The organism is Streptomyces sp. NBC_01481, assembly GCF_026339995.1.
In the GTDB taxonomy this organism is placed as follows: domain Bacteria; phylum Actinomycetota; class Actinomycetes; order Streptomycetales; family Streptomycetaceae; genus Streptomyces.
This window is the reverse complement of record NZ_JAPEPT010000001.1, coordinates 2,067,020-2,093,334: the sequence shown is the minus strand read 5'-3', so window position 1 is coordinate 2,093,334 and position 26,315 is coordinate 2,067,020. Positions and strand designations below refer to the sequence as shown.

Here is a 26,315-nt window from a genome sequence, read left to right as displayed (position 1 = left end):
GACCGCGTTCAAGCCCGCGTTCTGGCCCGCGTTGCGGCTAGACCGACTTCTGGTACGAGCGGAGAGCGCGCGTCGACAGCCACACCGCGACCACCGCGAGGCCGACGAGCGCTCCCCCGCGACCGAGCACATCGCCCCAGTCCGGCTCGGCGGCCAGCGCCGAACGGCCAGCCACCATCGCCCAGTTGACCGGGTTGAAGTCCGCGATCCGGGCCATCCAGGGCGGCATCTGGCTCGGGGCCATGAAGGCCGAGGAAAGGAAGGTCAGCGGCAGCAGCAGGAAGGTGTTGAAGCCGATGATCGACTCGCGCTGGCGGACCAGCATGCCCACCGCGTTCGAGAACGCGCCGAAGACCGCGCCCAGCAGCACCGAGGCGAGGACGAGGACCGCGATCCCGGCCGCGCCGCCCGGGTACTCCGCTCCCCCGGCCAGGCCGAGCAGCACGATGATCACGGACTGCAGGGCGGTACTGATGCCGTTCTGCACAACATTGGCGTTCATCAGCGCGCTGCGGCTCACGGGCGTGGTCAGGAAGCGGTTGAGCGTGCCGCGCTCGATCTCCTCGAGCGTGCCCATCCCGGCCCACATGCTGGAGTTGAGCGCGCTCATCACCACGATGCCGGGGATCAGGTAGTCGAGATAGGTCGTGGTGCCGAAGCCGCCCAGCTCCACGATCTTCTTGAAGAGATTGCCGAAGAGGAACAGCCAGATCACCGGCTGGATCAGCATCATCACCAGATAGGCGGGCTGGCGGGCGACCGCGACGAGCTGACGCTGTGTCATGTACCAGGTCTGGGCGACTGCGTTGGTGCTCATCGGGTGCCTCCCGAGGCGGCGAGGGCGGGCTCGTCCTGGGTGTCGGCCTGCGTCGGCACGGACTGAGCCTCGGACTCGGCTTCGGCGAACCGGCGTCCCGCGTACCGCAGATAGACGTCGTCGAGCGAGGGCCGGGCGACGGTCGCCGCGGTGACGGCGGCTCCCGCCCGCTCCAGCGCGCCGAGCAGTACGGGCACGGCGGCGGCGCCGTCGTCGGCGCGGACGCTGACGCGGCGGCCGTCGACGAGGACCTCGTGGATGCCCGGCAGCGGGGCGAGGGCTCCGGTGAGATGTGTCCGGTCCCCCTCCGTCCGCAGTTCCAGATGCACGGCGTCGCCGCGCAGTTCGCCCTTGAGTCCCTCGGGGGTGCCCTCGACGACGACCCTGCCGCGGTCGACGATCGCGATCCGCTCGGCCAGCCGGTCGGCCTCCTCCAGATAGTGGGTGGTGAGGACGATGGTCATGCCGTCGTCACCGGCAAGGCGGGAGATCTCCTCCCACATGGCGGTACGGGATTCGGGGTCGAGGCCCGTCGTCGGCTCGTCCAGAAAGAGCACCTCTGGCCGGTGCACCAGTCCCAGCGCCACGTCCAGGCGCCGCTGCATCCCGCCGGAGTATCCCCTGACCTGGCGCTTCGCGGCGCCGGTGAGGTCGAAGCGGGCGAGCAGCTCATCGACGCGGCGGCCCAGCACGGCGCCCCCGAGCCCGTACAGCCTGCCCTGGAGCAGAAGGTTCTCACGGCCGGTGGCGACCGGGTCGGCGCCGGACCTCTGGGCGACGACGCCGATCGAGCGGCGCACCCGGTCGGGGTGGCGCAGCACATCGTGGCCCGCCACGACGGCGCTGCCGCAGTCGGGCCTGGCCAGGGTCGTGAGGATCTTGACGGTGGTGGACTTGCCGGCGCCGTTGGGGCCGAGCAGTCCGAAGACGGTGCCGGTCTCGACGGTGAGATCCATGCCGCGCAGGGCGGTGACATCACCGGGGTAGGTCTTGATCAGTTGCCGCGCCGCGACGGCGGGCACAGGGGTGCTCATGACGGAGCTCTCCTCGGGGTTCGTCGGCTTCTGGGTATGCCGGGCCGAACCGCGTGAAGAGCATCGGGCTATCCTGGGTGTGCCGCACCTCGATCGCCCGGTCTGCCTTCTCGGCGGGTCCGGTCCGGGGTTCGAGACCCTGGCGGGAGCTGCTCCAACAGCCTCCGCCGGGGTCTTTTCTGGTTACGTATCCGTGGAGCGGCCCTCGGCTCTCTGCTGAAGTTCCTTGAATTCCGGAGGCAGTTCACCGGTCTCGTGGAAGGTCCGCCACTCCGCGACACCCTGGTAGGTGCCGTGCTCGACCTCCTTGAGGAAGCCGCGGACCCACTCCGCCTCGGCCTCGAGCATGTGGAGCTGGTACTCGTTCTCGACGACGAAGATCCGGGGCAGCGTGCCGTACAGCATCTGCAGCGCGCCACGCGCGGAGGCGATCTGGACTTCCAGAGCGGCGAGCCGGTCCGCGAGCAGCGGGATGACCTCGTCGGGCGGCAGGACGGCCATGAGTGAGAGCGCGGTCTCGAAGAGCGGGTACTCACGGGCAGGCACACTGAGCAGATCGGACAGCCACTCCGCCGTTTCCGCACGGCCGGCATCGGTGATGCCGTACAGCGTGCGCTCGGGCCGGTTGCCCTGGCGCTGCACATCGGTGACCTCGACCAGGCCGTGCTTCTCGAGGTTCTGCACGACGGTGTAGAGGGAGCCGAAGTTGACCTTGACGCTGTTCTCCTTGCCGCGCTGGCGGATCGTCTGCGCGATCTCGTAGGGATGCATGGCCCGCTCGGAGAGCAGCACCATCACCACGAGCGCCAGCGGGTTGCTGAGCCTGCGCCTCTTGGTGGCCATTCCGATCACCTCGCTCCCGAATACTCGTGACCGAACATATCGCGAGTCAGGCCGCTCGTCAACCACGACATATCGCGAATCTGTGAGGCTTCAGGAGACTCGCGTGCAACCATCTGCGCATCCCTACCAATCCACCGCCTCACGGGCTCCGAATGCCTGGTGAAATCCTGTCCGGACTACATGCCCGCACAGTGGAGGAAAGCCGCGTGAAAGAAGCCGTACACATCGGCGGCCCCGCCCCGGCGGGACCCGATCTGCAACAGCTGCTCGGACTGGTCGCCCGCGGGGACCAGGAGGCCTTCTCCCGGCTGTACGACGCTGTTTGCGGTCCGGTCCTGGGGCTGGTGCGCGCCGTGTTGCGCGATCCGGCCCAGTCCGAGGAGGTGACCCAGGAAGTGCTGATCGAGGTCTGGCGCAGCGCGGCGCGCTTCCAGCCGTCCCGCGGATCGGCGATGACCTGGATCCTGACGCTGGCGCACCGGCGGGCCGTGGACCGGGTCCGCTCGGCCCAAGCAGCGACCGACCGGGAGCGCAGGGCGGCGCTGCTGGAGCAGACACCCGCCTACGACGAGGTCACCGAGCAGGTCGAGGCCCGTCTTGAGCGCGAACAGGTACGACGCTGCCTGCGCACCCTCACCGAGCTGCAACGGCAGTCGGTGACGCTCGCGTACTACCGCGGGCTGGCCTACCGCGAAGTGGCCGAACTGCTCGCCGTGCCACTCGGCACGGTCAAGACACGACTGCGCGACGGGCTCATCCGGCTGCGCGACTGCCTGGGGGTGAGCGCATGACCACCGCTGATCTGCACACGCTGACCGGCGCCTATGTGCTGCACGCGCTGGCGCCCGACGAGCGTGCCGAGTTCGAGCGGCATCTGCTGGTGTGTCCTGCCTGCGCCCAGGAAGTGCGTGAACTGGCCGCCACCGTCGGCAAGCTGGGTCTCGCGGTGGCCGTGACGCCGCCGCCCGCGCTGAAGCATCACGTGCTGCGGCGGATCGCCGCGGAGCGGCAGGATCCGCCCCGGGTCGCACGACAGGGGCGCTCCGGCGGCGCCCACCGCAGCCGGACGATGTCGCGCTTCGTCCTGGCCGCATGTGTGGCCGCAGCCGCCGCGTTCGGCGGTGTCTCGTTCTGGCAGCACCAGGAGGCCCAGGACGCCCGCCAGGAGGCGCAGCGTGCACAGCAGCGGGCCGAGGAGCTGGCCTCGGTGCTCGCCGCGCCCGACGCCCGGGTGAGCAGCGCGAACCTGAAGGGCGGTGCGCGCGGCACGGTCGTGGTCTCGCAGAGCGAGAACAAGGCGGCCTTCCTGACCTCGGGACTGCCCAGGCCGCCGCAGGGCAAGGTCTACCAACTCTGGTTCTCCGACGGGGAGAAGTTCCGCTCGGCCGGTCTGATGGACCCGGTCGTCACCAACAACGCCGTACTGATGGACGGTCCGCTGGACGCCGCGTCGGGCATGGGGATCACGGTCGAACCGGCCGGCGGCTCGACACAGCCGACGACCGATCCGCTGGCCCTGGTGCGGTTCCCGACGTGATGACCGCCCGGGTCCGGCGCCTGTCCGCTGCCTGTCCGACGCCTCGTCCGAGGAAGGACGCCGCATGAGCGTTGCGGTCATGCTCTTCACCTCCGATCTGCGACTCCACGACCAGCCGGCGCTGAGTGCCGCGCTGCGCGAGGCCGACGAGATCGTGCCGTTGTTCGTGCTGGACAGGGGCATACGGAAGGCGGGCTTCGACACGCCCAACCGGCGGGCGTTTCTGGCGGACTGTCTGCACGCGCTGGACGCCGGGCTGCGCGAGCGCGGCGGCCGGCTGGTGGTCCGTACCGGCGATGTCACCGAGCAGGTCTGCCGGGTGATCACCGAGAGCGGCGCCCGCTCGGTGCACGTCGCGGGCGGAGTCAGCGCATACGCGCTGCGCAGGGAGGAACGGCTGAGGGAGGGGCTGAGCGCGCTCCGCTGCGCCCTGCACGTCCACGACGGGGTGGTGACCGCGCTGCCGCCGGGTCGGGTGACACCGGAGGGCGGCGACCACTTCGCGGTGTTCACGCCGTACTTCCGCAGGTGGCAGGACACCCCACCGCGCGAGACGTTGCCCGCGCCGCGCGCCGTGCCGGTTCCCGAACTCGCGGGCCATCCCATGCCCCGGCGCACCGCGGTCGGCGGGGTGTCGCCGGGGCTGGCCCTGGGCGGGGAGACGGAGGCCAGACGGCGGCTGCGGACCTGGCTCGCCGACGAAAGCCACGGCATCGCGGCGTACGACGGGCGGCAGAACGATCTGCCAGGCGATGCCACCTCCCGGCTGTCCCCGCACCTCCACTTCGGCACGCTCTCGGCCACCGAAGTCGTCCAGCGGGCACGCGCCAAGGGCGGCCCGGGCGCGGACGCGTTCGTACGGCAGCTGGCCTGGCGGGACTTCAACCATCAGATACTCGCCGCCCGGCCCGACGCGTCCCGCGCCGACTACCGCGGCCGCGACGACCACTGGCGCGGCGACGAGAAGGAGATCGCCGCCTGGAAGGAGGGCCGCACGGGCTGCCCGATCGTGGACGCCGCGATGCGCCAGCTGCTGCACGAGGGCTGGATGCACAACCGGGCGCGGCTGCTGACGGCGAGCTATCTCACCAAGACGCTGTACGTGGACTGGCGCGTCGGCGCCCGTCACTTCCTGGAGCTGCTGGTGGACGGGGACATCGCCAACAACCAGCTCAACTGGCAGTGGGCGGCGGGCACCGGGACCGACACCCGCCCCCATCGTGTCCTCAATCCGGCGGCGCAGGCGAAGCGCTGCGACCCGAACGGCGACTATGTCCGGCGCTGGGTGCCGGAACTCGCGGAGCTGGCCGGGCCCGCCGTCCACGAGCCGTGGAAGCTGGACGTGCTCCAGCGGGCCCTGCTGGACTACCCGGATCCGCTGGTGGACCACGCGGAGGGGCGAGCCCGGTTCGAGCGGGCCCGCGGCCTCGACTGATCCTCCGCCCTAATCCGCCAACTCCTCCTTCGTGAACAGCAGTTGCTGCACATCCAGCGTTCCGGACCGGAAGCCCGCCTCCCTGTGGGCGAGATGGAAGATCCACATCCGGCAGAAGATCTCGTCGAAGCCGAGGGCGTCGGCACGCGCGGCGTTGTGCGTGAAGCGTTCGCGCCACAGCCGCAGCGTCTCGGCGTAGTGCGGGCCGAAGCTGTCCCGTCCGGCCAGGCTCAGCCCGGTGCGGCGGGTGACGAAGCGCTCGATCGCCTCGGCCGACGGCAGCAGCCCGCCGGGAACGATGTACTTCTGGGTCCAGGTGCGGGTGCCGCGCGAGGCGAGCAGCCGGTCGTGCGGCATGGTGCTCGTCTGCAGGGCGACACGTCCGCCGGGCGCGAGCACACGGTCGAGCGTCAGGAAGTACTGCGCCCAGCACTCCTCGCCGACCGCCTCGATCATCTCCACACTGACGATGGCGTCAAAACGGCCGAGCACCCTGCTGAAGTCGCGCAGCAGGACACTCACGCGGTTCTCGAACCCCGCGTCACGGATGCGCCGCTGGGCCAGTTCCTGCTGCTCCGACGACTGGGCGACGGTCAGGACCCGTGCCCCGCGCTGCGCCGCCCTGATCGCCAACTCACCCGATCCGGTGCCGAGTTCGAGGAGCTGGGTGCCGCTGCCTACCTGGGCGAGGTCGAGCAGCCGGTCGGCCTTGCGGTGCTGCGCCGCCGCCAGGAGATGCTGCTCGGCCGGGAAGCCGCGGAAGAGCGCGGAGGAGTACGTCAGCGTCTCGTCGAGGGAAAGCGCGAGCAGTTCGCCGGAGAGGTACGGGCGCGGGCGACCGTCGGCCAGCTGGGCTCCGCGCGTCCGCCGGAGCGGCCTGGGAACGAGGGCGGCATCGTGCTCGGCGAGCACGGTCAGCACACCGACGAGATCGCGGGCTTCCCACTCCCCGGCCATATAGGACTCACCCAAGCCGACGAGGCCGCCGGCGCCGATCCTGCGGAAGAAGGCGGCCGGATCGCGCACCTCCATGAGGGGGCCGCCTCGGCCGACCGCGTCGCCGCCGCCGAAGCGCACCCGAAGCGGCAGCGCGCCGAGCGCATGCCGCACACGCCGTCCGGCCGCGGCCGTCCGCAGTCGGGAGGACGGGGGCGGGCTTGCCACATCGGGCCAACGGCGTGCGGCGACGGGCGCGGTTGGCCGGGCCTGGGACCAGGATGCCGGGGACAGGGACACGCTCAATTCACACCCTCCTGGGGAGCCGGACTCCACTGAACATGGCGACGGTGGCGCCGTCCTCAGTGGGCATTCGGCGCGGGGGCGGCCGCGGATTGGTACCGCGGCGGGATCTTTCGGCGAACGCAGCTCCGCCGGCTGCGCGGCACATGGCCCCGCCACCACCGCGACGGAGGAGAAGGGCAGCCCCTGTTCTTCCTGGGCCCTGCCGATCAACGCACTGGCCGTGGCCTACGGCCTGCTGATGACGGGCTCCCCCGACCGCGACGCTCCCACTATGCGCAGGGCCGCGTCCGCCATCGCCGCCGCCAGGCCCGAGACCGCCCGGCCCGGTGTGCCCCTGTGGATCAGGATGACGCCCTCGATCAGGCCGAACACCAGGTCCGTGCGCAGCGCCCGCTCCAGACGGGAGAGTTCCGAGCCCGCCGCCGTCGCCGCCAGCAGCTGTCCGTACGCCGCCTTCAGGTCCGCCCGTACGCCGTGGAAGCGCTGGAATCGTTCGCCCTGCACCTCCGGCAGCAGGTACAGCGCGCCCAGGTTGTGCGGGCCCCGGCACAGCAGTCCCACGTCGGAGCGGCACAGCTCCCACAGGCGGTCCTCCGCCGGGCGCCCGTCGTCCGCCAGCAGTGCGCGCGCGAGGGTCAGGGACGGCGTGACCGTCGACTCGAGCAGCTCCGCCAGCAGGTCTTCCCGGTGAAGTAGTGGTACATCGTCGCCTGCCGCATGCCCGCGCTCTCGGCGACCGCCCGCGTCGTCGTCGCCGCGTAGCCCCGCGTCGTGAACAACTCCGCGGCGGCCAGCAGGAGTTCGTCACGTGCGGACATCCCGCTGTCCGGCCGCTGCGTCGCGCGCGGCCTGCCGACTCGTCGTCCCGTGGTGGTGCCCATAAAGCCGATCGTCGCACACGCCCGGAACGCCCCCGTCCGCAAGATCACGGTGAGCGTTCCCTAACGGTCCCGCAATCGCCCGGACCCGCAAGGACAGGCGTACAGAGACAGCTGACAGCCCCTGCGTGGACAGCCCTCCACGCCCGGCGGAACATGGAACAAAGGGGAAGTTATCGGGACGGAAGGCGTGATTCGCATGGCTGAGCACCCGGACAGTGCCCTGGTACGCCGGGGTTACGCAGCGTTCGGAGCGGGTGACATGGAGACACTCGGCTCTCTGATGACGGCGGACGTCGTCCACCACGTGCCCGGGAACAACATCTTCTCCGGGCACCACAAGGGCCGGGACGCGGTTCTCATGTTGTACCGCCGCCTGGGCGAGGAGACCAACGGCTCCATGCAGGTCGAACTCGAAGCAGTGCTCGCCGACGGGCGCGGGCACGCCATGTCACTCCATCTGACCCGGGCCGACCGGGGCGACCGCGGTATCGAGATCCGCCAGGGGCTCTTCTTCACGATCGTCGGCGGCAAGATCACCGACATTGACGAGTGCACCGAGGACATCGACGAGGAGGACACGTTCTGGGCGGCCTGACCGGGCGCCGACGGCGGCGTTTTGTCGCCGGAGACGCGCGACGGCCCCGTTCGCCGCCGAAGGGCGGTGCACGGGGCCGACGCGCGTCGTCCTGGTCAGCCGACCGAGCTGTACGCCACGACACCCCGCAGCAGCGCGTCGACCGCCCTGCGCGCGTTCTTCGCGACCGTGCTGCCCTCGCGCGGCGCCGCGGCCGCGATCTGCCCGAGCACGTCGATGACCTGCTTCGTCCACCGTACGAAGTCACCCGCTGGCATCTCCGCCTCGCGCAGCACCTCGTCCAGCGTCCGGTCCGAGGCCCACTGGTGCGCGGCCCAGGCGAAGCCGAGATCCGGCTCCCGCTGCCCGACACCCTCCGCCTGGTTGATCTTGAACTCTTCCTCCAGCGCGTCGAGCCGGCCCCAGATGTGGACCATCTCGCCGAGCGCGGCCTTCGCCTTCCCCGCCGGGACCTTGGGTGCGACCGCGTCGTCCGACTGACGCGCCTCGTACACCAACGCCGAGACGCACGCGGCCAGTTCGGCCGGGCTGAGCCCCTCCCACACACCGTCGCGCAGGCACTCGCTCGCCAGCAGATCCAGCTCCCCGTACAGCCTGGCGAGCCGCTTGCCGTGCTCGGTGACCTCGTCGGCGCGCAGATAGTCCAGCTCGGTCAGCAGCGCCACGATCCGGTCGAAGGTACGGGCGATGGTGTTCGTCCGGCCCTCGATCCGGCGCTCCAGCTGGCGGGTGTCACGCTGCAGCCGGTGGTAGCGCTCGGCCCAGCGCGCATGGTCCTCGCGCTCGTCGCAGCCGTGACACGGATGCGCCCGCAACTCCGTGCGCAGCCGGGCGATCTCGCGGTCGTCGGCCGCTGCCGCCCGGTTCCTGCGGTGCCGCTCGGGCTCGATGTGCCCGGCCTTCGTCCGCAGCGCGGAGGCCAGGTCGCGGCGCGACTGCGGCGAGCGCGGGTTGAAGGACTTCGGGATCCGCATCCGCTCCAGCGGCTCCACCGGCACCGGGAAGTCCATCGACGCCAGCCGCTTGACCTGCCGTTCGGCCGTCAGCACCAGCGGACGGGGGCCGTCGTGGTGCTCGAACCCGCGGTGGCCGTTGCTCCGTCCCGCCGGGATACCCGGGTCGAGGACCAGCGCGAGGCCCGCGAACTTGCCCGTGGGGACATGAATGACATCGCCCGGCTTCAGCTTTTCCAGCGACGTGGCAGCAGCCGCCCGACGCTGGGCCGCGCCCTGCTTGGCCAGTTCCGTCTCGCGGTCCTTCAGGTCGCGGCGCATCCGCGCGTACTCCTCGAAGTCCCCCAGGTGGCAGGTCATTCCCTCGCGGTAGCCCTCAAGTCCCTCTTCGTTCTTCTGCACCTGGCGGGAGATGCCGACGACGGACTTGTCCGCCTGGAACTGCGCGAACGACGTCTCGAGCAGCTCGCGCGAGCGGTGCCGCCCGAACTGCTGCACAAGATTGACGGCCATGTTGTACGAGGGCTTGAAGCTGGAGCGCAGGGGGTAGGTGCGAGTGCCCGCGAGCCCGGCGAGACCGACGGGATCCATGCCGCGCTGCCACAGCACGACCGCATGGCCCTCGACGTCGATACCGCGCCGCCCGGCCCGTCCGGTGAGCTGGGTGTACTCACCGGGGGTGATGTCGGCGTGCTGCTCGCCGTTCCACTTGACGAGCTTCTCCAACACCACGGAGCGGGCGGGCATGTTGATGCCGAGCGCCAGCGTCTCGGTGGCGAAGACGGCCTTCACCAGACCACGGACGAAGAGCTCTTCGACGACCTCCTTGAAGGTCGGCAGCATGCCCGCGTGGTGCGCGGCGATGCCCCGCTCAAGTCCTTCCAACCACTCGTAATAGCCAAGGACATGAAGGTCCTCGGACGGAATGGCGGAGGTCCGCTCCTCGACGATTTCGCGCACCCTCGCACGCGCCTCGTCATTGTTCAGCCGCAGTCCCGCGTACATGCACTGCTGTACGGCGGCCTCGCAGGCGGCGCGGCTGAAGATGAAGGTGATCGCGGGCAGCAGCCCTTCCGCATCCAGCCGCTCGATGACCTCCGGCCGTCCCGGTGTCCAGATCCGGGTGCGCTGGCGCCGCTCGCGCTCCCGGTCCGCCTCGCGCACCATCTTTCCGCGGCGGCGGTCCTTGGGGTTGTACGTGCGCTGGTTCTCCATCCGTGCCAGACGGGCGAGTTCGGGATTGACCTCGCGCCGGCCGGGGCCGCGGCCGCCGTGGTCGGTCTCCTCCTCGAAGAGGTCGTACATCCGGCGGCCGGCCATGACGTGCTGCCACAGCGGCACGGGCCGCTCCTCGGAGACGATGACGTCGGTGTCGCCGCGGACGGTGTCGAGCCAGTCGCCGAACTCCTCGGCATTGGACACGGTCGCCGACAGGGACACCAGAGTCACCGACTCGGGGAGGTGAATGATCACTTCCTCCCACACGGCCCCGCGGAAGCGGTCGGAGAGGTAGTGCACCTCGTCCATGACCACGTAGCCGAGTCCGAGCAGCGACTGCGAGCCCGCGTACAGCATGTTGCGCAGCACCTCGGTGGTCATCACGACCACGGGGGCTTCGGAGTTGACGCTGTTGTCGCCGGTGAGCAGGCCGACCTTCTCCGGGCCGTAGCGCTTGGCCAGGTCGGTGTACTTCTGGTTGGAAAGGGCCTTGATGGGCGTGGTGTAGAAGCACTTGCGGCCCTGCTGAAGGGCCAGATGGACGGCGAATTCGCCGACGATGGTCTTGCCGGAACCGGTGGGCGCGGCAACGAGCACGCCCTTGCCCGCCTCCAGGCTCTGACAGGCTTCGATCTGGAAAGGGTCCAGCTCGAATTCGTACATCGCGCGGAAGGGGGCCAGTGCAGTGGCCTCCTCAGCAGCGCGGATGCGGGCGGCGGCGTAGCGCTCGGCGGGAGAGAGGTCCTCGGTCATCTTGCTCACGAGCCTACCCGCCACCACTGACAGTCAGGCGATCTTTAATTGACCGGGGCAAGCACCGGCGAGAGCACCCGCACCGCACCGGGCACGCAGTATCCCGTGACCCCCTCGGCCAGGAGCGTGATCGTCCGGACGCGGTGGGTGCTCGCCTTGGGGTAGGTACGTTCCCCTTTGGACCTGACAAGGGCCGGATGGATTCCCATCCGGCCCCTCGCACAGTCCGCGTCTCAGGTGACGTCGTCGTAACCGTTGAGCCGCTCCGAGCGGCTGCCGTGCGCCTGCTCGGGCAGGACGCGGCTGGCCGGTACGGACTCGATCTCGCCGATGTCCCCGGGGGTGAGGTCGAGGTCGGACGCCTCGTCGTCGTCAAGTTCGGCGTCGGGGTTGTTCCGAGCGCGCCGCTTGTCGTTGAGGATCGAGAAACCGACCGCCATGAAGTAGAGCACGATGATCGGCCCTGCCAGCGCGACCATGCCCAGCGGGTCCGTCGACGGCGTGGCGACGGCCCCGAAGACGAAGATCCCCATGACCACGCCCCGCCACCAGCCGGCCATCCGGCGTCCAGTGACGACGCCGGCCGCGTTGAGCATGATCAGCAGCAGCGGCAGCTCGAAGGAGAAGCCGAAGATCAGCACCATCCGGACGGCGAAGTCCAGGATCTTGTCGACCTCGAGGAAGTTCGCCGCAGTGTCCGGAGTGATGCTCAGCAGCACCTTCATGCTGACCGGCATGACCACGAAGGCGAGATAGGCACCGGCCGCGAAGAGGGGAACGGCCGCGGCGGCGAAGTAGTACGTGTACTTCTTCTCGTTCCTGTGCAGACCCGGGGCCACAAAGGCCCACAGCTGGTAGAACCAGACCGGGCAGGACGCGATGATGCCCGCCATCATGACCACCTTCACCGTGGTGGTGAACGGGGACAGCAGGTCCGTGTACACGATCGTGGCGCACTTGCCGCCGGTCTCGAGCACGCCCTTTTCACAGGCGGTGACCGGCGAGGCCAGGAGATGCATCAGCTCCTGGCTGTAGAACGCGGCCGCGACAGACGCGATCGTGACCGCAAGCATCGCCTTCGCAAGCCGGTTGCGGAGCTCACGCAGATGGTCCGCGAGCGGCATCCGCCCCTCGGGGTCCTTCTCCTTCGGTTTAGAGCGGGCAGGCTTGAGCAACCCACGTCCTCATCTCGTGCGGCAGGCCGCTGCGGGCGGCCTTGGGGTCAGCGCTGGGGGGTGGTGTCGGTCGGCTCGGCCACCGGGCGAGCGCTCGTCACATCGCCGGGGGACGCCTGGATCGTCCGAGGAGCGGCCTGACCCTGGGCCGGGTCCTGCGGCGGGTCGGCAGGAGTGGCAGCCGGCTGACCCTCGGACTTCATGGCCTTGGCCTCGCTCTTGAGGATCCGGGCCGACTTGCCCAGCGAGCGGGCCATCTCGGGAAGCTTCTTGGCTCCGAAGAGCAAGACCACGACGACGAGGATGAGAATGATCTCGGTGGGGCCGATCTGTCGGAACATAACTGGTGTCTACCTTCTCACCGAGGCGGCATGGGGCTGAGCTGCTGATCGCGCTGGACTGGTGTCCGAGCCGCGACTGGCTGCGATCGTAACTCTCACGGGTAAACGCAGGGCAATCCCTCTGCATACTCCCGTTTGCGGCCGGCGCCTCATTGCCTGTTGCCGCCATCTACCAGCCTACCGCCCGCGTCACCCCGGCAGCAGGGTGCACCCGTGCCAGCAGTTCTTCTAGCGCAGGGCCTCGCCGGTACGGGCCAGATCGGTCGCCGCGTGCTCCAGATCCTCCGCCGCCCGGTTGATCCGCTCGGTGGTGCGTGCCACCTCACGGCCCAGGCGCTGGGCCTCGACGAAGACCCGGATACCGAGGATGCCGAGCACGGCGATCCCGAGGAAACCGAGGGCGATGGCGAGCATGGGCCAGAACATGCGCAGAGCCTAGACCGTTCTAGACGGTGGAGTGCAGGCGCAGCGTCCGCACTCCACCCCCGGTGAGGAGTTCGATGATGCGCTCACCGGCCGGCTTGCGGACGGCGGTCTCGCACTCGGGACAGGTGAAGGAGTAGAAGGTGGTGCGACGGCTGGCGCCGATGGCCAGTCGCAGCGCCCCCGCCGACAACTCCAAGCCGGCCCGGCACTCGGGGCACGCCGCCTTGAAGAGAACCGGGCCCACCTGGGCAGGGATGGAAGACATCAGAGACATCCGGCGCAGATCTCCTTATTCCTGACTGTCATAGGCCTCATTCCTCACCGTCATAGGCCTCGAGCGCTTCGCGCGCCGCGAGCCGGGCGCTGTCCGCCAGGTCCTGCGGCGAGACGATCCGCCCGTCCTGTCCCAGCCGCAGGGCGAGCCGTCGCAGCGAGGCGGGAGCAGGCGTACGCAGCGTGATGCGCAGCCCCCCGTCGGGCAGCTCCTCCGCGCTGTCGTGCGGGTAGTACTCCGCGACCCAGCGCCCGCCGGGGCCGACCTCGACCACGACCTCGGGATCGTCGGCCGACGGCTGGACCAGCCCCTCCGAAAGATCACGCAGTTCGATCTCGGGCGGCGCCGCGGGGGCGTCGAGCAGCCTGATCTCCGCCACCCGGTCGAGACGGAAGGTCCGGCGCGCCTCGGAGAGACGGCACCAGGCCTCCATATACGTGTGTCCCACCGCGAAGAGCCTGATCGGGTCGACCTCGCGCTCGGTGAGTTCGTCGCGCGCGGGCGAGTAGTACTTGAGCCACAGCCGGCGCCGTTCCGAGATCGCCCGGTCGACCTCGGCGAAGACGCCGCCCTCGGACTCGAAGGTGACCGACAGCCGGGAGCTGGCCCCGGCCACCTCGCCCGCGGCCGTCTCCAGCTTCGCGGTGGCGCGCAGCAGCGCCTGCCGGTCGCTCTCGCGCAGGCCCGGCAGCGTGGCCACGGCGCGCGCGGCGACCAGCAGCGCCGTCGCCTCGTCGGCCGCGAGCCGCAGCGGCTCGGCGACATCGTCGGGGTTGTGCCACCAGATGCGGTCACCGTCTGTGTCGATGTCGAGCAGATCGCCACCCCGGAAGCTCGTCCCGCACATCGGCAGGACGTCGAGGTCGGAGATCAGCTCGTCCTCGGTGATGCCGAAGGCGCGGGCGACATCACCGACGCGCGCGCCGGGGCGCTCGCGCAGATAGGTCACCAGCGAGAGCATCCGCCGGGTCTGGTCGATGGCATTGGCGGCCATGGTTGTCCGAGTCCCCCTCAGCCCTTGGCCACGGCGCGCAGCCGCTCGACCACATCGGCCCGCAGATCCGCGGGCTCCAGTACGACGACGTCCGGGCCGAACTCCACGAGCCAGGCGTCGAGCCCGTGTCCGTACGGAATCTCCAACTCGTCCCAGCCCTCCCCCAGTTCCCGTATGGACTGGGCCCTGGAGCGCAGCGGGTAGCCGCAGCCGGTGCGCAGCCGGATCCGCGCGGAACGGGTGGCGGTCTCCCCGGCCCAGGTCTCGACGGTCTCCCGGACGGTGACGACATCGGGCACGGGCGCGGTGAACGAGCCGGCGCGCGAGCGGACCCGACCGGTGATACGCGAAAGCCGGAAGACCCGTTCGGCGCCGCGGTCGCGGTCCCAGCCCGCCAGATACCAGTGCCCGCGCCAGCATTCGAGGGTCCATGGTTCGACATGGCGCTGCCCGGGGCGCGCGGCGTTTGCCTTGCGGTAGTCGAAGACGACGGGGCGGCGGTCGCGACAGGCGAGCATCAGCGGCTCAAAGGCCGCCTCGTGGACGGGAATTCGGGGTTCGAGGGCGCTGTGGTGCGCCTCGTAGGAGTCCTCTGCCTCCGGCATACCGGCCGCACGCAGCTTCTGCAGAGCGCCGCTTGCGGCTCCGGCGAGGCGCGCCTGCTGCCAGACCTTGGCCGCGAGGCCGAGTGCGGCCGCCTCTTCGCCGTCGAGTGTGATGGCGGGCAGCCGGTTGGAGTCGCGGCGTGCGAGATAGCCGGTCTCACCGTCGAGGTTCTCCACCGTCGCGATGACCAGGCCGAGTTCGCGCAAGTCGTCCTTGTCGCGCTCGAACATCCGGTTGAAGGAGTCGTCGGAACCGGCCTCCAGGTAGGCCTCGATGGACCCGCGCAGTTCGCGCTTGCTGAGCGGGCGGCGGGTGCCCAGCAGACACAGCGCCAGATTCATCAGCCGCTCGGCCTTGGCAATGGCCATCGACGCCCTTCCTCACAGTGCTTCTGATCGTCGACCGTACCGCCCCGGGGTGTCGCGGCAAAGCCGAGGGCCCATGCCGACCGGCATGGGCCCTCTTACTGTCCGTACGTGATCAGACGGCGACCAGATCGCAGACGAAGATCAGCGTCTCGCCCGGGGCGATGGCGCCGCCACCGGCGCCGCGGTCCCCGTACGCGAGGTGCGCCGGGATGATCAGCTGGCGGCGGCCGCCGACCTTCATGCCCTGCACGCCCTGGTCCCAGCCGGAGATGACCTGGCCGACACCGAGCTGGAACTGCAGCGGGGTGCCGCGGTTCCAGGAAGCGTCGAACTCCTCGCCGGTGGAGAAGGCCACGCCCACGTAGTGGACGGAGACGGTGTCGCCCGCCTTGGCCACCGGGCCGTCGCCCTCCCAGATGTCCTTGATCTCCAGGTCGGCCGGCGGCTCGCCACCCGGGAAGTCGATCTCGGGCTTCTCGATGCTCACTGAACTGCTCCTCTTAATGATGAACGGGGCAACCAGGACAGTCTTACATCTTTGCCCTTACGGCTTCGTCAGAAGGTCCATGGCGAAGACGAGCGTCGAGTTCTTCGGGATGCCCTGCTGCTCCTTGGCGCCGAAGGCCTGGTCCGGCGGGATGACCAGCAGCACACGGCTGCCGACCTTCTTGCCGATGATGCCGTCCTTGAGGCCCTTGAGCGTGACCTGCGCCAGCGGGAAGGTCTGGGTCTTGCCCGCGGCGTAGGTGCTGTCGAACTTCTTGCCGCCGGCCCAGAGGTAGGCCTCGTACTTCACGACGATGGTGTCCTTCGCCGTGAGCACCGGGCCCGTGCCCTCGATCACGTAGTTCGAGACGAGCTTCTTCGGCGGGTCGGCCTTCTTGGGGAAGGTCACCGAGGGAGCCTTGCCGTCGGTGTTGGTGCCCACCTTCGGCAGATCGATGTTGTCCTGCGCGACCTCGGTGCCCTTGGCGGAGACGGGAATGACGGTGGCCTTGACGATGTCCATGACGAACACGAGCGTGGCGTTGGGCTTGATGTCGCCCTGCCCCTGCTTGCCGTAGCCGAGCGCCGGCGGGATCGACACCTCGAGACGGCTGCCAACCTTCTGGCCGTCGAGAGCCTTCTGCCAGCCCTCGATGACACCGCCGCCGCCGATCGTCACATCGAAGGGCTGGCCCCGGTCGAAGCTGTTGTCGAAAGGCTTGTCGGAGTCCCACATCTGGCCGAGGTAATTGACCTGGGCCTGGTCGCCCTTCTTCAGCTTCGCGCCCTTGCCCTCGCTGATCACGACGACCTTCAGGTCCTTGGGCGGATCACCCTCACCCTTGGCCAGGGTCGGCTTCTCGCCGAACTTGGCGCCTGCGGTGATGGCGGGCAGCCCGCTGGACGAGGTGGAGTCGGAGTCCTTGTCGTCGCTGCCGCACGCCACTGCCGACAGCAGCAGCAAGGGGATGACGAGAAGGCCGGCTAGTCGGCGCACGTGTTCCTCAGATCTCAGACGGCACAGTAGGTCCCGGACACTCTAGGGGGTGCTCGGCCGATCCTGTCGGAGCCCGGCAGGATCGGCCGAGCACCCGCTACGGGCGTGCAACGGGCCCCGTACGAGAACGTACGGGGCCCGAGTGGCGTTCCACTCAACGTGTCATTACATCCCTGCGATCAGTTTCTCCACCCGGTCGTCGACCGACCGGAACGGGTCCTTGCACAACACGGTGCGCTGCGCCTGGTCGTTGAGCTTGAGGTGCACCCAGTCGACGGTGAAGTCCCGCCGCTGCTCCTGCGCCCGGCGGATGAAGTCGCCGCGCAGCCGCGCCCTGGTGGTCTGCGGGGGCACCGACTTGCCCTCGAAGATCTTCAGGTCGTTGCAGATGCGAGCGGCCTGGCCCTTGCGTTCCAGCAGGTAGTAGAGGCCCCGGCGGCGGTGGATGTCGTGGTAGGCGAGGTCTATCTGGGCGACTCGCGGATGCGACATGGTCATGTTGTGCTTGGCGCGGTAGCGCTCGATGAGCTTGTACTTCATGACCCAGTCGATCTCGGTGCCGATCCGGTCGAGGTCCTCTGCCTCGATCGCGTCCAGCGTGCGGCCCCAGAGCTCCAGGACCTGCTCGACGATGCCGGTGCGGATCCCACGCCGCTCGACGAAGTCCACGGCCTTCTCGAAGTACTCGCGCTGGACCTCCAGGGCGGAGGCCTCACGGCCGCTGGCCAGGCGCACCTTGCGCTGGCCCGTGATGTCGTGGCTGACCTCGCGGATCGCCCGGATCGGGTTCTCCAGGGTCAGGTCGCGCATCACGGTGCCCGCCTCGATCATGCGCAGGACGAGATCGGTCGCTCCGACCTTCAGCAGCATGGTCGTCTCGGACATGTTCGAGTCGCCGACGATGACATGCAGGCGGCGGTAGCGCTCGGCGTCGGCGTGCGGCTCGTCGCGGGTGTTGATGATCGGGCGCGAGCGGGTGGTGGCGGAGCTGACGCCCTCCCAGATGTGCTCGGCGCGCTGGCTGACGCAGTAGACCGCGCCGCGCGGGGTCTGCAGCACCTTGCCCGCGCCGCACAGCAGCTGACGGGTCACCAGGAACGGGATGAGGATGTCCGCGAGCCGGGAGAACTCTCCGTGGCGGGCGACGAGATAGTTCTCGTGGCAGCCGTAGGAGTTTCCCGCCGAGTCGGTGTTGTTCTTGAAGAGATAGACGTCGCCCGCGATTCCCTCCTCGTGCAGGCGGCGTTCGGCGTCGACGAGCAGGCCTTCGAGAATGCGCTCGCCGGCCTTGTCGTGGGTGACCAGCTCGGTCACGTTGTCGCATTCGGGAGTTGCATATTCCGGATGCGAACCCACGTCGAGGTAGAGGCGGGCGCCGTTCCGCAGGAAGACATTGCTGCTGCGGCCCCATGAGACAACACGGCGGAAGAGGTAGCGCGCCACTTCGTCAGGTGACAGTCGGCGCTGTCCCCTGAACGTGCACGTGACGCCGTACTCGTTCTCCAGCCCGAAAATGCGGCGGTCCATGTCTGAACATTACGCCTCACGGCCTGAGCTGAAACCGGGTTCGGCAGCACCGTTTCGATCATTTTCCGATGAGCCCGGGATTGCGACCGCGATGTCCTTGCTGCGGGCGGGAACTGCCAGGACCCGCTGAGTGGTCATCAGAACCAGGAGTGCGGCAATGCCCCCGGCTCCCGCGACGGCAAAGCTCCAGGAGGTTCCGCCGAGCTCGACGGCCGGGCCCGCGACGGCCGTTCCGAGCGCCGCGCCGACGCCGAAGGTGGTGACGAGCCAGGAGAAGGACTCGGTGACCGTGCCGCGCGGGGCATGCCGGTCCACGACGATGAAGGCGCAGGCGATCGCGGGTGCGAGGAAGACGCCCGAGACCGCGGCCAGCGCCGTCATGGCGACGACACCGGGCGTGAGCGCGAGCGGCAGATAGCCGAGGGCGAGCAGGGCGACGATGGCACGCAGCCGGCGCTCGGGGGCTCCGGCCCACTGCCGCGCGCCGTAGGCCGTGCCGCCGATGAGGGCGCCGAGGCCCAGTGCCGCCATCAGCCAGCCGTACACCGACTCCTGACCGTGGTCGTCCGCGTACGCGATTGCGGCCACGGTGATCGAGCCGAGCGCGAGGCCGACGAAGAAGAAGGCCCCGAGGAGCGCGAGGAGCCCGGGCGAGCGCAGGGCGCCCAGCCAGTGGGCCTCTCGAGGTGCGGAGCGCCAGCCTCGGGAGGGCTCCGAGAGGACGACGGAGAGCGCGCCGAGGACGCCGATGACATTGATGACGAGGAGCGCGGCTCCCGCCGACCAGAGCGATACGAGCAGCGTCACCAGCAGGGGGCCGACGGTGAACATCACTTCCTGGGCGACGGCGTCCATGGCGTAGGCCCGGTGCACCCGGTCCTCACGGCCGAGGACGCTGGGCCACAGGGCCCGCAGGCCGCCCTCGAGCGGTGGTGTGAACACGCCCGCGACGGCGACGGCCGCGTACGCGAGCGGCAGCGCGCCGATCCCGACGGCGGCCAGCAGCACCATGCCGATGGCCGAGACGACGGCGGCGGGGAACTGGACGCGGGGCTGCCCGTGCAGGTCGACCGCCCGGCCGAGGAGGGGCTGGCCTATCGCGGTGGCTATGCCGTACACGGCGGCGAGCCCGCCGGCGAGGCTGTAGCTGCCGCCCTCGGCGCGGGTGAACAGGACGATCGCCACGGGACCGGTGGCGTTGGGCAGCCGCCCGACGAGCGTGCCGGAGAGCAGCCGCGCGGCGTGCGGCACCTTGAGGATGTCCCGGTAGCCGGCGGTTCCCTCGGCCATGTTCTGCTCCTCTTCCCCCGGCTTTCCACGGGTGCGACCCAGGGTTTTACGTATAACTTGTTCCGTCATACGTACCATGACGGCAGTCCGCGGGTCCACCGCGGAGGCACGGCGAGCGGCGAGGGCTGAGGACGGCTTCGATGGCACACGGGTTCACCCAGCCCGGCGGCGTGCGCCCCACCAGCCGGGATGTCGCCAGGGTTGCCGGGGTTTCGCAGGCCACGGTTTCCCTCGTCCTCGGTGAGAAGTGGCGCGGACGCGTCTCCGAGCGGACCGCCGGGATGGTGCGGGACGCCGCCCGCGAGCTCGGCTACCGGCCCAATCTCGCCGCACGGAATCTGCGGCTCGGGCGGACCAGGACCGCGCTGCTCGTGGTGCCCGCGCTGACCAATGAGTTCTTCGCCCGCGTCTACACCGGCGCTGCGACCGTCGCCGCCGAGCACGGCTTCGGCGTAGTGCTCTACCCGTCCCCCGAGGGCGTCGGACCCGCCAAGGACCCCTTCGCCTCGGCGCGGGCCGCGCTCGACGGCGTGATCGCCTCCTCGATGGCCGCCGAGGCGCTGACCGCCATCCGCGGCACGGATCTCCCGCTCGTGATGCTCGACAGCGACCCGGCGGATCCCGGCGCGGCCGCTCACGTCAACCTCGACATCGCCGACGGCATGCGGCAGATGACGGACCATCTGCTGTCCCTCGGACATCGCCGCTTCGTCCATCTCGCGTCGGCCATCAGCTCCTGGACCTTCGACGTACGGGCCCGGGCACTCCACGAGGCGCTGAGCACCGTCCCCGGCGCGGTGGTGCGGACCGTCTCCGCACCCCTGGAAGTCAACGGCGCGCGCGAGGCCGCCGAGCGGGCCCTGGCCGCCCCAGAACCCCGGCCCACCGCGATCATCTGCGACGACGACATCATTGCCGCCGGAGCCTGCAAGGCCGTGCGCCGCGCGGGACTGCGGGTGCCCGAGGACGTGTCCGTCACCGGCTTCGACGACCTCGCGCTCGCCACCGCGGTGGAGCCCGAGCTCACCACGCTCAGCCTGCCCGCGGAACGCGTGGGCGAGCGGGGCATGGCGGCCCTGCTCGCCGTTCTCGAGGGCCGCCGCCCCGAGGAGGGCGACCTCCCGGTCCGCCTGGTCGTACGCGGCTCCTCAGCCCCCGCCCGGAAGGTGTGAACCCGAACGTCCGGGGTGGCGCCAACCCGTACGTATGGTCCTCACCCAGCGGCCTTGAGACCGCGCCGTCCGTCGTGGAACGATCACGATCATGATGAGTACGGCGGAGAGCCCGATCGACGCGACGCTGATCGGGACGGCCCCCGCGGCGGGCTCCGTGACACCGCTTGTGGACGGGCGGCTTTCCGTCAGAACGGACGAAGGGCTGGAGTTACACGACGCGGACACCTTCCTCTCGGGCACCCTCGCGCCCACCCGGAGCCTGCGCCTCCCGCCGTACTGCGCGGCGGCCCCGCTGCCCGGAGGCGCGGTAGTCGTCGCCGAGGGCAGCAGGATCCGCGCACTCGGTCCCGACGGAGCCACCCGCTGGGAGCTGTCACACGCCCGCTGGCACGGCGCACACCGCGACCCCCGCCCTCCCGGCAGGCCCGCCGTGAGCCCGGACGGGGCCCTCGTCAGCGTCCTCGTGCCCACGCCGACCAGGGACGAGCGCGCCGCCATACTGATCTGCGACAACCCGCCACGGCACCGCTACGGGCGGGACACGCTGCTCCTGCTCGACGCGGCGACCGGCGATATCCGCGCCCGGCGCCCCATCGGAGCGGTCTCCTCGGACGTGACACAGCGGTGGCATCCGGACGGCTCACTGCTCGCCCTCTCCTGCTGGACGGCCTGGTACAGCTGGTCGACGTGGTGGATCGAGCCCCGCAAGGACGGGCTGCACATCCGCGGCGGCACCACGATGCGCGAGGTGATCGACTTCCTGCCGGACCAGGGCCGGGTCCTCACCCTGCGACGCGCGGAGGGCATCGCGCACAACGACGACCGCGACGAACTCGCCTCGCACGATGTGGCCGCCGACGACCCGGCCGGTCTCTTCGACCTCGGGGAGCTGGCGGCCGACCGCGACAACGACGAGGTCGCCGGCGCGTTCCTGATCGACGCGGATCATGTCCTGGTCACCGGCCGGATCTATCTGCCCGGGCGGCCGGTCTCGATCCGTCACTGGCTGTGCGACACGGCGACGCTCCGCCCCCTGGGACGGCTGCGGTACCCGGTGGCGGTCGGGGGCGATGTGACCCCGCTCGGCGACGGCAGCTGGCTCACCCGGGACCGCGAACGCCTCCACCACTGGGCGCTCCCCTGAGTGCAGAGCAGCCGGGCAGACGGCTGCGCCCCGGCCCGCACGGGCGGTCCGGGGCGCAGTCGCGCGTGTCGCCGAGACTCCGGCAGGGCTACTCCCCGCCCTCCCCGCCGTCCTCGGTCTCCTCCGTGTCCGACGGCGCGTCCGTCGGGGTCGACGCGGCACCGTCCGCCTCCAGCAGCCGGGCCAGCTGCCGACCGACGATGCGCTTGAACTTCCGCTGCTGCGGTCGCGTCCGGTCCAGGACCGCGACTTCCAGGCGATCCGCGGGGATCTCCCGCTCGCTGCCGTTGGACTGGTTGGACAGGGCCTGTACGGCCAGTTTCAGCGCCTCCGCCAGCGACATCCCGTCGCGGTGCCGCTGATCGAGATAGGTGCTGATCTGTTCGGCATTGCCGCCGACCGCGACCGAGCCGTGCTCGTCCACGATCGATCCGTCGTGCGGCAGTCGGTAGATCTGGTCGCCCTCGGCAGTCGCGCCGACCTCGGCGACGACCAGCTCCACCTCGTACGGCTTCTCGGCCGCACTGGAGAAGATGGTGCCCAGCGTCTGGGCATAGACATTGGCGAGCCCACGGGCCGTCACATCGTCACGGTCGTAGGTGTATCCGCGCAGATCGGCATAGCGCACGCCGCCGATCCGCAGGTTCTCGTACTCGTTGTACTTACCGGCGGCGGCGAAGCCGATCCGGTCGTAGATCTCACTGAATTTGTGCAGCGCACGGGACGGGTTCTCGCCGACGAACACGATGCCGTCGGTGTACTGCAGCACAACGAGGCTGCGACCACGGGCGATGCCCTTGCGGGCGTATTCCGCCCGGTCGGCCATGGCCTGCTGGGGTGAGACGTAGAACGGCGTCGACACCGGCTATCCGTCCCTTTCTGTCAGTGGCATGTGTTCAGAAGAGGGGGTCATCAGAGCAGCGCGGCGCGGGGGCCGTCGGGCTGTTCGAGGCGGCGCTCCAGGATCGAGCGGGCGATCTCGGAGGACTCGGCCTCGGTGAGCTTGCGGAAGCCCTCGTCGGTGATGACCGTGACGATCGGATAGATCCGCCGGGCCACATCGGGTCCGCCGGTCGCCGAGTCGTCGTCGGCCGCGTCGTACAGCGCCTGGATGACCAGGGTGGTGGCCTGCTGCTCCGTCAGGTCCTCGCGGTAGAGCTTCTTCATGGCCCCGCGGGCGAAGATCGAGCCGGAGCCGGTGGCCGCGAACCCGTGCTCCTCGGAGCGGCCGCCCGTGACGTCGTAGGAGAAGATGCGGCCCTTCTCGCGGTCGACGTCGTATCCGGCGAAGAGAGGCACCACGGCCAGGCCCTGCATGGCCATGCCGAGGTTGCTGCGGATCATGGTGGAGAGCCGGTTCGCCTTACCCTCCAGGGAGAGTTGGGCGCCTTCCACCTTTTCGAAGTGCTCCAGCTCCAGCTGGAACAGCTTGACCATCTCCACCGCGAGGCCGGCGGTGCCGGCAATGCCCACGGCCGAGTACTCGTCTGCCGGGAAGACCTTCTCGATGTCGCGCTGGGCGATCATGTTGCCCATGGTCGCCCGCCGGTCACCGGCGAGCACCACACCGCCGGGGAACGTCGTCGCGACGATGGTCGTGCCGTGCGGTGCCTGGATGGCGCCCTGCACGGGCGGCAGGACCCGCCTTCCGGGCAGCATCTCCGGGGAGTGCTGACCGAGGAAGTCCATGAATGAGGACGAGCCGGGCGTCAGGAAGGCAGTTGGTAGACGCCCGGCGCCACGAGTGTTGGCTTCCACGAGTTTCCTTCCAAATAGGCCGCAGCTCGACGAACAGTGTCGGGATCATCTCCCAACTTGCCGATGGCCGAATTGCAGTTGAAGCACAGTACGCCACGGACCTTACCCGTCTCGTGGCAGTGATCCACATGCACTGCGGGAGCAGTCAGGCAGATCGAGCAGATCCCCATCTGGGACGAGATCATGTCGTCGCGCTCAACCTCCGTGATGCCGTACTGCCGTTTGAGGTGTCCGGCCCGCCCTTGGACGGCCCTGCACGCCTTGCAGCGCGTCGACAGGCCCGAAGCGGTCGCATTGCGATGCCACTCGCTGTGAGGCTTGATCTCACCGCATGTGCGGCACAGCTTGTGACCCGGCGGCACTTCTACCTTGTCGCGCACGGTCTTGCCCGTGGCTTCCCTGCGACGCCGGTAGTACGCGGCCCCATATTCCGCCACGCACTCCCGGCACCGCACTTGGAGACCGTCGCGTCGATTTCGGTCCGCAGCAAACGAAGCGAGCGGTAGCGTCCGCTCACACCCCGTGCATCGCTTCGCCCCCTCGTTCATTTGTGTGACTACTGTCCACCTTTTTGAACGAAGCTTCGAACGAAGTCTTCCGCATTTTCCTCGAGTACGTCATCGATCTCGTCCAGCACGGAGTCGACGTCGTCCGACAGCTTCTCCTGGCGCTCCTTGAGGTCCTCCGAAGCCTGCGCGTCCTGCGCCTGCTCCTCGACCTCCTCAGTGGAACGCGTCGCCTTCTGCTGTCCGCCGCCGGTGTCCTTGGTCGCCATATCCCTCACCCCGCTCGGTTTGCCCTGACGTGAGTTCGTTCGGTCAAGATCAGACCCTACAAGCAGGGTCCGACATCGGCCCCGCACTTTCCTCAACGTCCGGGGACCACCTCGATGATTCCCGGACCTGAGCCATTTCAGCCGCCGGACAGCACCCGGACCAGGTCTTCCGCGGTCCGGCACCGGTCAAGGAGCTCCTTGACGTGATTACGCGTTCCGCGTAGCGGTTCGAGGGTTGGCACCCGCTGCAGCGAGTCACGGCCGGGCAGATCGAAGATCACCGAGTCCCAGGAGGCCGCGGCGACGTCGTCCGCGTACTGCTCCAGACAGCGACCGCGGAAGTACGCCCTGGTGTCCTCCGGGGGCTTCGTCCCGGCCCGTACGACATCCTGCTCGTCCAGGAGCCGCTTCATCTTCCCGCGGGCCGCCAGCCGGTTGTACAGGCCCTTCTCGGGGCGTACGTCGGCGTACTGGAGGTCCACCAGGTGCAGCCGAGCCGCGTCCCAGTCCAGGCCGTCGCGCCTGCGGTAGCCCTCCATGAGCTCCTTCTTGGCGATCCAGTCCAGTTCCCCGGCGAGGCTCATCGGGTCGTTCTCGAGCCGGTTGAGGGTGTCCTCCCAGCGGATCAGGACGTCCTTGGTCTGGTCGTCGGCGTCCGCGCCGAAGCGCTCCTCGACGTACTTGCGGGCAAGCTCGAAGTACTCCATCTGAAGCTGCACCGCGGTGAGTGTCCGGCCGCTGCGCAGCGTGACCAGCCGCTTGAGGGTCGGGTCGTGCGAGACCTGGTGCAGGGTGCGCACCGGCTGCTCGACCGCCAGATCCACCGCGATGAAGCCGTCCTCGATCATCGAGAGCACCAGGGCCGTGGTGCCCAGCTTGAGGTACGTGGAGATCTCCGACAGGTTCGCGTCGCCAATGATCACATGGAGCCTGCGGTACTTCTCGGCGTCGGAGTGGGGCTCGTCGCGGGTGTTGATGATGGGCCGCTTCAGCGTGGTCTCGAGCCCGACCTCGACCTCGAAATAGTCGGCCCGCTGGCTGATCTGGAAGCCGTGTTCATGGCCGTCCTGGCCGATTCCGACCCGTCCGGCGCCTGTGACGACCTGGCGGGAGACAAAGAAGGGCGTCAGGTGGCGCACGATGTCCGAGAAGGCGGTCTCCCGCTTCATCAGGTAGTTCTCGTGCGTGCCGTAGGACGCGCCCTTGTTGTCGGTGTTGTTCTTGTACAGGTGGATCGGCTGGGCGCCGGGGAGCTGGGCCGCGCGCTCGGCAGCCTCCGCCATGATCCGCTCGCCGGCCTTGTCCCACAGCACGGCGTCGCGCGGGTTGGTGACCTCGGGCGAGCTGTACTCCGGGTGCGCATGGTCGACGTACAGCCGGGCACCGTTGGTGAGGATCACATTGGCCAGGCCGATGTCCTCGTCGGTGAGCTGACTGGAGTCGGCGGCCTCGCGGGCGAGGTCGAAGCCGCGGGCGTCCCGCAGCGGATTCTCCTCCTCGAAGTCCCAGCGGGCGCGCCGCGCCCTGTGCATCGCCGCCGCGTAGGCGTTGACGATCTGGGACGAGGTGAGCATGGCATTGGCGTTCGGGTGGCCCGGGACGGAGATGCCGTACTCCGTCTCGATGCCCATTACTCGCCGTACGGTCATGCGGCCCTCCTTGCCCGGCGGC

26 protein-coding genes and 1 pseudogene are annotated in these 26,315 nt (G+C 69.5%); 6 read left to right on the top strand and 21 right to left on the bottom strand.

Annotated features, from left to right (window positions below; translation table 11 throughout):
- Positions 1 to 37: 37 nt before the first annotated feature.
- From OOK40_RS09670 to OOK40_RS09660, 3 genes are all read right to left on the bottom strand, one after another.
- On the bottom strand, positions 38 to 817 hold the full coding sequence (locus OOK40_RS09670) for an ABC transporter permease (protein WP_266478326.1): 780 nt from the start codon (positions 815 to 817) through the stop codon (positions 38 to 40).
- On the bottom strand, positions 814 to 1,851 hold the full coding sequence (locus tag OOK40_RS09665; RefSeq protein ID WP_266478324.1) for an ATP-binding cassette domain-containing protein: 1,038 nt from the start codon (positions 1,849 to 1,851) through the stop codon (positions 814 to 816). The genes OOK40_RS09670 and OOK40_RS09665 overlap by 4 nt, the downstream gene beginning before the upstream one ends.
- A gap of 183 nt (positions 1,852 to 2,034) precedes the next feature.
- The gene (locus OOK40_RS09660) at positions 2,035 to 2,694 is read right to left on the bottom strand and encodes a PadR family transcriptional regulator (protein ID WP_266478322.1); all 660 of its coding nucleotides are present in this window, start codon (positions 2,692 to 2,694) and stop codon (positions 2,035 to 2,037) included.
- Between the two features lie 206 nt (positions 2,695 to 2,900).
- Between OOK40_RS09660 and OOK40_RS09655 the strand changes: the two genes are divergently transcribed.
- The 3 genes from OOK40_RS09655 to OOK40_RS09645 all read left to right on the top strand — a co-directional run bounded on the left by OOK40_RS09655 (position 2,901) and on the right by OOK40_RS09645 (position 5,666).
- Positions 2,901 to 3,485 carry a sigma-70 family RNA polymerase sigma factor gene (locus tag OOK40_RS09655; RefSeq protein ID WP_266478321.1) on the top strand — a complete coding sequence of 195 codons (585 nt, stop codon included), beginning with the start codon at positions 2,901 to 2,903 and terminating at the stop codon, positions 3,483 to 3,485.
- Entirely contained in the window at positions 3,482 to 4,231 is a 750-nt protein-coding gene (locus OOK40_RS09650) for an anti-sigma factor (protein ID WP_266478319.1), read from the top strand. Before OOK40_RS09655 ends, OOK40_RS09650 begins: the two co-directional genes overlap by 4 nt.
- A 64-nt stretch (positions 4,232 to 4,295) precedes the next feature.
- Positions 4,296 to 5,666, top strand: a complete 1,371-nt coding sequence (locus OOK40_RS09645; protein WP_266478318.1) for a deoxyribodipyrimidine photo-lyase — start codon at positions 4,296 to 4,298, stop codon at positions 5,664 to 5,666.
- Positions 5,667 to 5,675: 9 nt separating this feature from the next.
- On the opposite strand, the gene OOK40_RS09640 is transcribed toward OOK40_RS09645, so the two are convergent.
- Together OOK40_RS09640 and OOK40_RS09635 are read right to left on the bottom strand one after the other, a co-directional pair.
- A complete protein-coding gene (locus OOK40_RS09640) occupies positions 5,676 to 6,902 on the bottom strand; it encodes a class I SAM-dependent methyltransferase (protein ID WP_266479079.1) in 1,227 nt (408 codons plus the stop codon).
- A 231-nt stretch (positions 6,903 to 7,133) separates the two neighbouring features.
- A pseudogene (locus tag OOK40_RS09635) lies at positions 7,134 to 7,789 on the bottom strand (TetR/AcrR family transcriptional regulator).
- 196 nt (positions 7,790 to 7,985) lie between these two features.
- Between OOK40_RS09635 and OOK40_RS09630 the strand changes: the two are divergent.
- The gene (locus OOK40_RS09630) at positions 7,986 to 8,384 is read left to right on the top strand and encodes a nuclear transport factor 2 family protein (protein ID WP_266478317.1); all 399 of its coding nucleotides are present in this window, start codon (positions 7,986 to 7,988) and stop codon (positions 8,382 to 8,384) included.
- A 95-nt stretch (positions 8,385 to 8,479) separates the two neighbouring features.
- Here the strand turns inward: OOK40_RS09630 and OOK40_RS09625 are convergent, their stop codons facing one another.
- The 11 genes from OOK40_RS09625 to OOK40_RS09575 all read right to left on the bottom strand — a co-directional run bounded on the left by OOK40_RS09625 (position 8,480) and on the right by OOK40_RS09575 (position 19,792).
- On the bottom strand, positions 8,480 to 11,308 hold the full coding sequence (locus OOK40_RS09625) for an RNA helicase (RefSeq protein ID WP_266479076.1): 2,829 nt from the start codon (positions 11,306 to 11,308) through the stop codon (positions 8,480 to 8,482).
- A gap of 233 nt (positions 11,309 to 11,541) precedes the next feature.
- Positions 11,542 to 12,432, bottom strand: coding sequence for a twin-arginine translocase subunit TatC (gene tatC / locus OOK40_RS09620; protein ID WP_266479072.1), 891 nt, complete (start codon positions 12,430 to 12,432; stop codon positions 11,542 to 11,544).
- 98 nt (positions 12,433 to 12,530) lie between these two features.
- The gene (gene tatA / locus OOK40_RS09615) at positions 12,531 to 12,824 is read right to left on the bottom strand and encodes a Sec-independent protein translocase subunit TatA (protein WP_266478316.1); all 294 of its coding nucleotides are present in this window, start codon (positions 12,822 to 12,824) and stop codon (positions 12,531 to 12,533) included.
- A 228-nt stretch (positions 12,825 to 13,052) separates the two neighbouring features.
- A complete protein-coding gene (locus tag OOK40_RS09610; protein ID WP_266478315.1) occupies positions 13,053 to 13,250 on the bottom strand; it encodes a hypothetical protein in 198 nt (65 codons plus the stop codon).
- 19 nt (positions 13,251 to 13,269) lie between these two features.
- Complete coding sequence (locus OOK40_RS09605) at positions 13,270 to 13,524, bottom strand: hypothetical protein (protein ID WP_266478314.1); 255 nt, start codon at positions 13,522 to 13,524, stop codon at positions 13,270 to 13,272.
- A gap of 37 nt (positions 13,525 to 13,561) precedes the next feature.
- Positions 13,562 to 14,518: a YafY family protein gene (locus tag OOK40_RS09600; RefSeq protein WP_266478312.1), complete on the bottom strand. Its 957-nt coding sequence runs from the start codon at positions 14,516 to 14,518 to the stop codon at positions 13,562 to 13,564.
- A 17-nt stretch (positions 14,519 to 14,535) separates the two neighbouring features.
- Positions 14,536 to 15,492 (bottom strand): YafY family protein, encoded by a 957-nt coding sequence (locus tag OOK40_RS09595; RefSeq protein WP_266478311.1) that lies wholly within the window; start codon positions 15,490 to 15,492, stop codon positions 14,536 to 14,538.
- A 112-nt stretch (positions 15,493 to 15,604) separates the two neighbouring features.
- Complete coding sequence (locus tag OOK40_RS09590) at positions 15,605 to 15,979, bottom strand: FKBP-type peptidyl-prolyl cis-trans isomerase (RefSeq protein WP_266478309.1); 375 nt, start codon at positions 15,977 to 15,979, stop codon at positions 15,605 to 15,607.
- A gap of 57 nt (positions 15,980 to 16,036) precedes the next feature.
- Entirely contained in the window at positions 16,037 to 16,975 is a 939-nt protein-coding gene (locus OOK40_RS09585; RefSeq protein ID WP_266478307.1) for an FKBP-type peptidyl-prolyl cis-trans isomerase, read from the bottom strand.
- Between the two features lie 165 nt (positions 16,976 to 17,140).
- Positions 17,141 to 18,502, bottom strand: coding sequence for a Pup--protein ligase (pafA, locus tag OOK40_RS09580; protein ID WP_266478305.1), 1,362 nt, complete (start codon positions 18,500 to 18,502; stop codon positions 17,141 to 17,143).
- Between the two features lie 9 nt (positions 18,503 to 18,511).
- Positions 18,512 to 19,792: an MFS transporter gene (locus tag OOK40_RS09575; RefSeq protein WP_266478303.1), complete on the bottom strand. Its 1,281-nt coding sequence runs from the start codon at positions 19,790 to 19,792 to the stop codon at positions 18,512 to 18,514.
- Between the two features lie 140 nt (positions 19,793 to 19,932).
- Between OOK40_RS09575 and OOK40_RS09570 the strand changes: the two genes are divergently transcribed.
- Positions 19,933 to 20,964 (top strand): LacI family DNA-binding transcriptional regulator, encoded by a 1,032-nt coding sequence (locus tag OOK40_RS09570; RefSeq protein ID WP_266478302.1) that lies wholly within the window; start codon positions 19,933 to 19,935, stop codon positions 20,962 to 20,964.
- A gap of 91 nt (positions 20,965 to 21,055) precedes the next feature.
- The gene (locus OOK40_RS09565; protein WP_266478300.1) at positions 21,056 to 22,111 is read left to right on the top strand and encodes a hypothetical protein; all 1,056 of its coding nucleotides are present in this window, start codon (positions 21,056 to 21,058) and stop codon (positions 22,109 to 22,111) included.
- 88 nt (positions 22,112 to 22,199) lie between these two features.
- Here the strand turns inward: OOK40_RS09565 and prcA are convergent, their stop codons facing one another.
- The 5 genes from prcA to dop all read right to left on the bottom strand — a co-directional run bounded on the left by prcA (position 22,200) and on the right by dop (position 26,293).
- Positions 22,200 to 22,973, bottom strand: a complete 774-nt coding sequence (gene prcA / locus OOK40_RS09560) for a proteasome subunit alpha (RefSeq protein ID WP_266478298.1) — start codon at positions 22,971 to 22,973, stop codon at positions 22,200 to 22,202.
- Positions 22,974 to 23,023: 50 nt separating this feature from the next.
- The gene (gene prcB / locus OOK40_RS09555) at positions 23,024 to 23,869 is read right to left on the bottom strand and encodes a proteasome subunit beta (protein ID WP_266478296.1); all 846 of its coding nucleotides are present in this window, start codon (positions 23,867 to 23,869) and stop codon (positions 23,024 to 23,026) included.
- Positions 23,821 to 24,417 carry an endonuclease VII domain-containing protein gene (locus OOK40_RS09550; RefSeq protein ID WP_266478294.1) on the bottom strand — a complete coding sequence of 199 codons (597 nt, stop codon included), beginning with the start codon at positions 24,415 to 24,417 and terminating at the stop codon, positions 23,821 to 23,823. Before OOK40_RS09550 ends, prcB begins: the two co-directional genes overlap by 49 nt.
- An 8-nt stretch (positions 24,418 to 24,425) precedes the next feature.
- Positions 24,426 to 24,644 carry a ubiquitin-like protein Pup gene (locus tag OOK40_RS09545; protein WP_016325855.1) on the bottom strand — a complete coding sequence of 73 codons (219 nt, stop codon included), beginning with the start codon at positions 24,642 to 24,644 and terminating at the stop codon, positions 24,426 to 24,428.
- Positions 24,645 to 24,781: 137 nt separating this feature from the next.
- Positions 24,782 to 26,293, bottom strand: coding sequence for a depupylase/deamidase Dop (dop, locus tag OOK40_RS09540; RefSeq protein ID WP_353961855.1), 1,512 nt, complete (start codon positions 26,291 to 26,293; stop codon positions 24,782 to 24,784).
- Positions 26,294 to 26,315 lie beyond the last annotated feature (22 nt).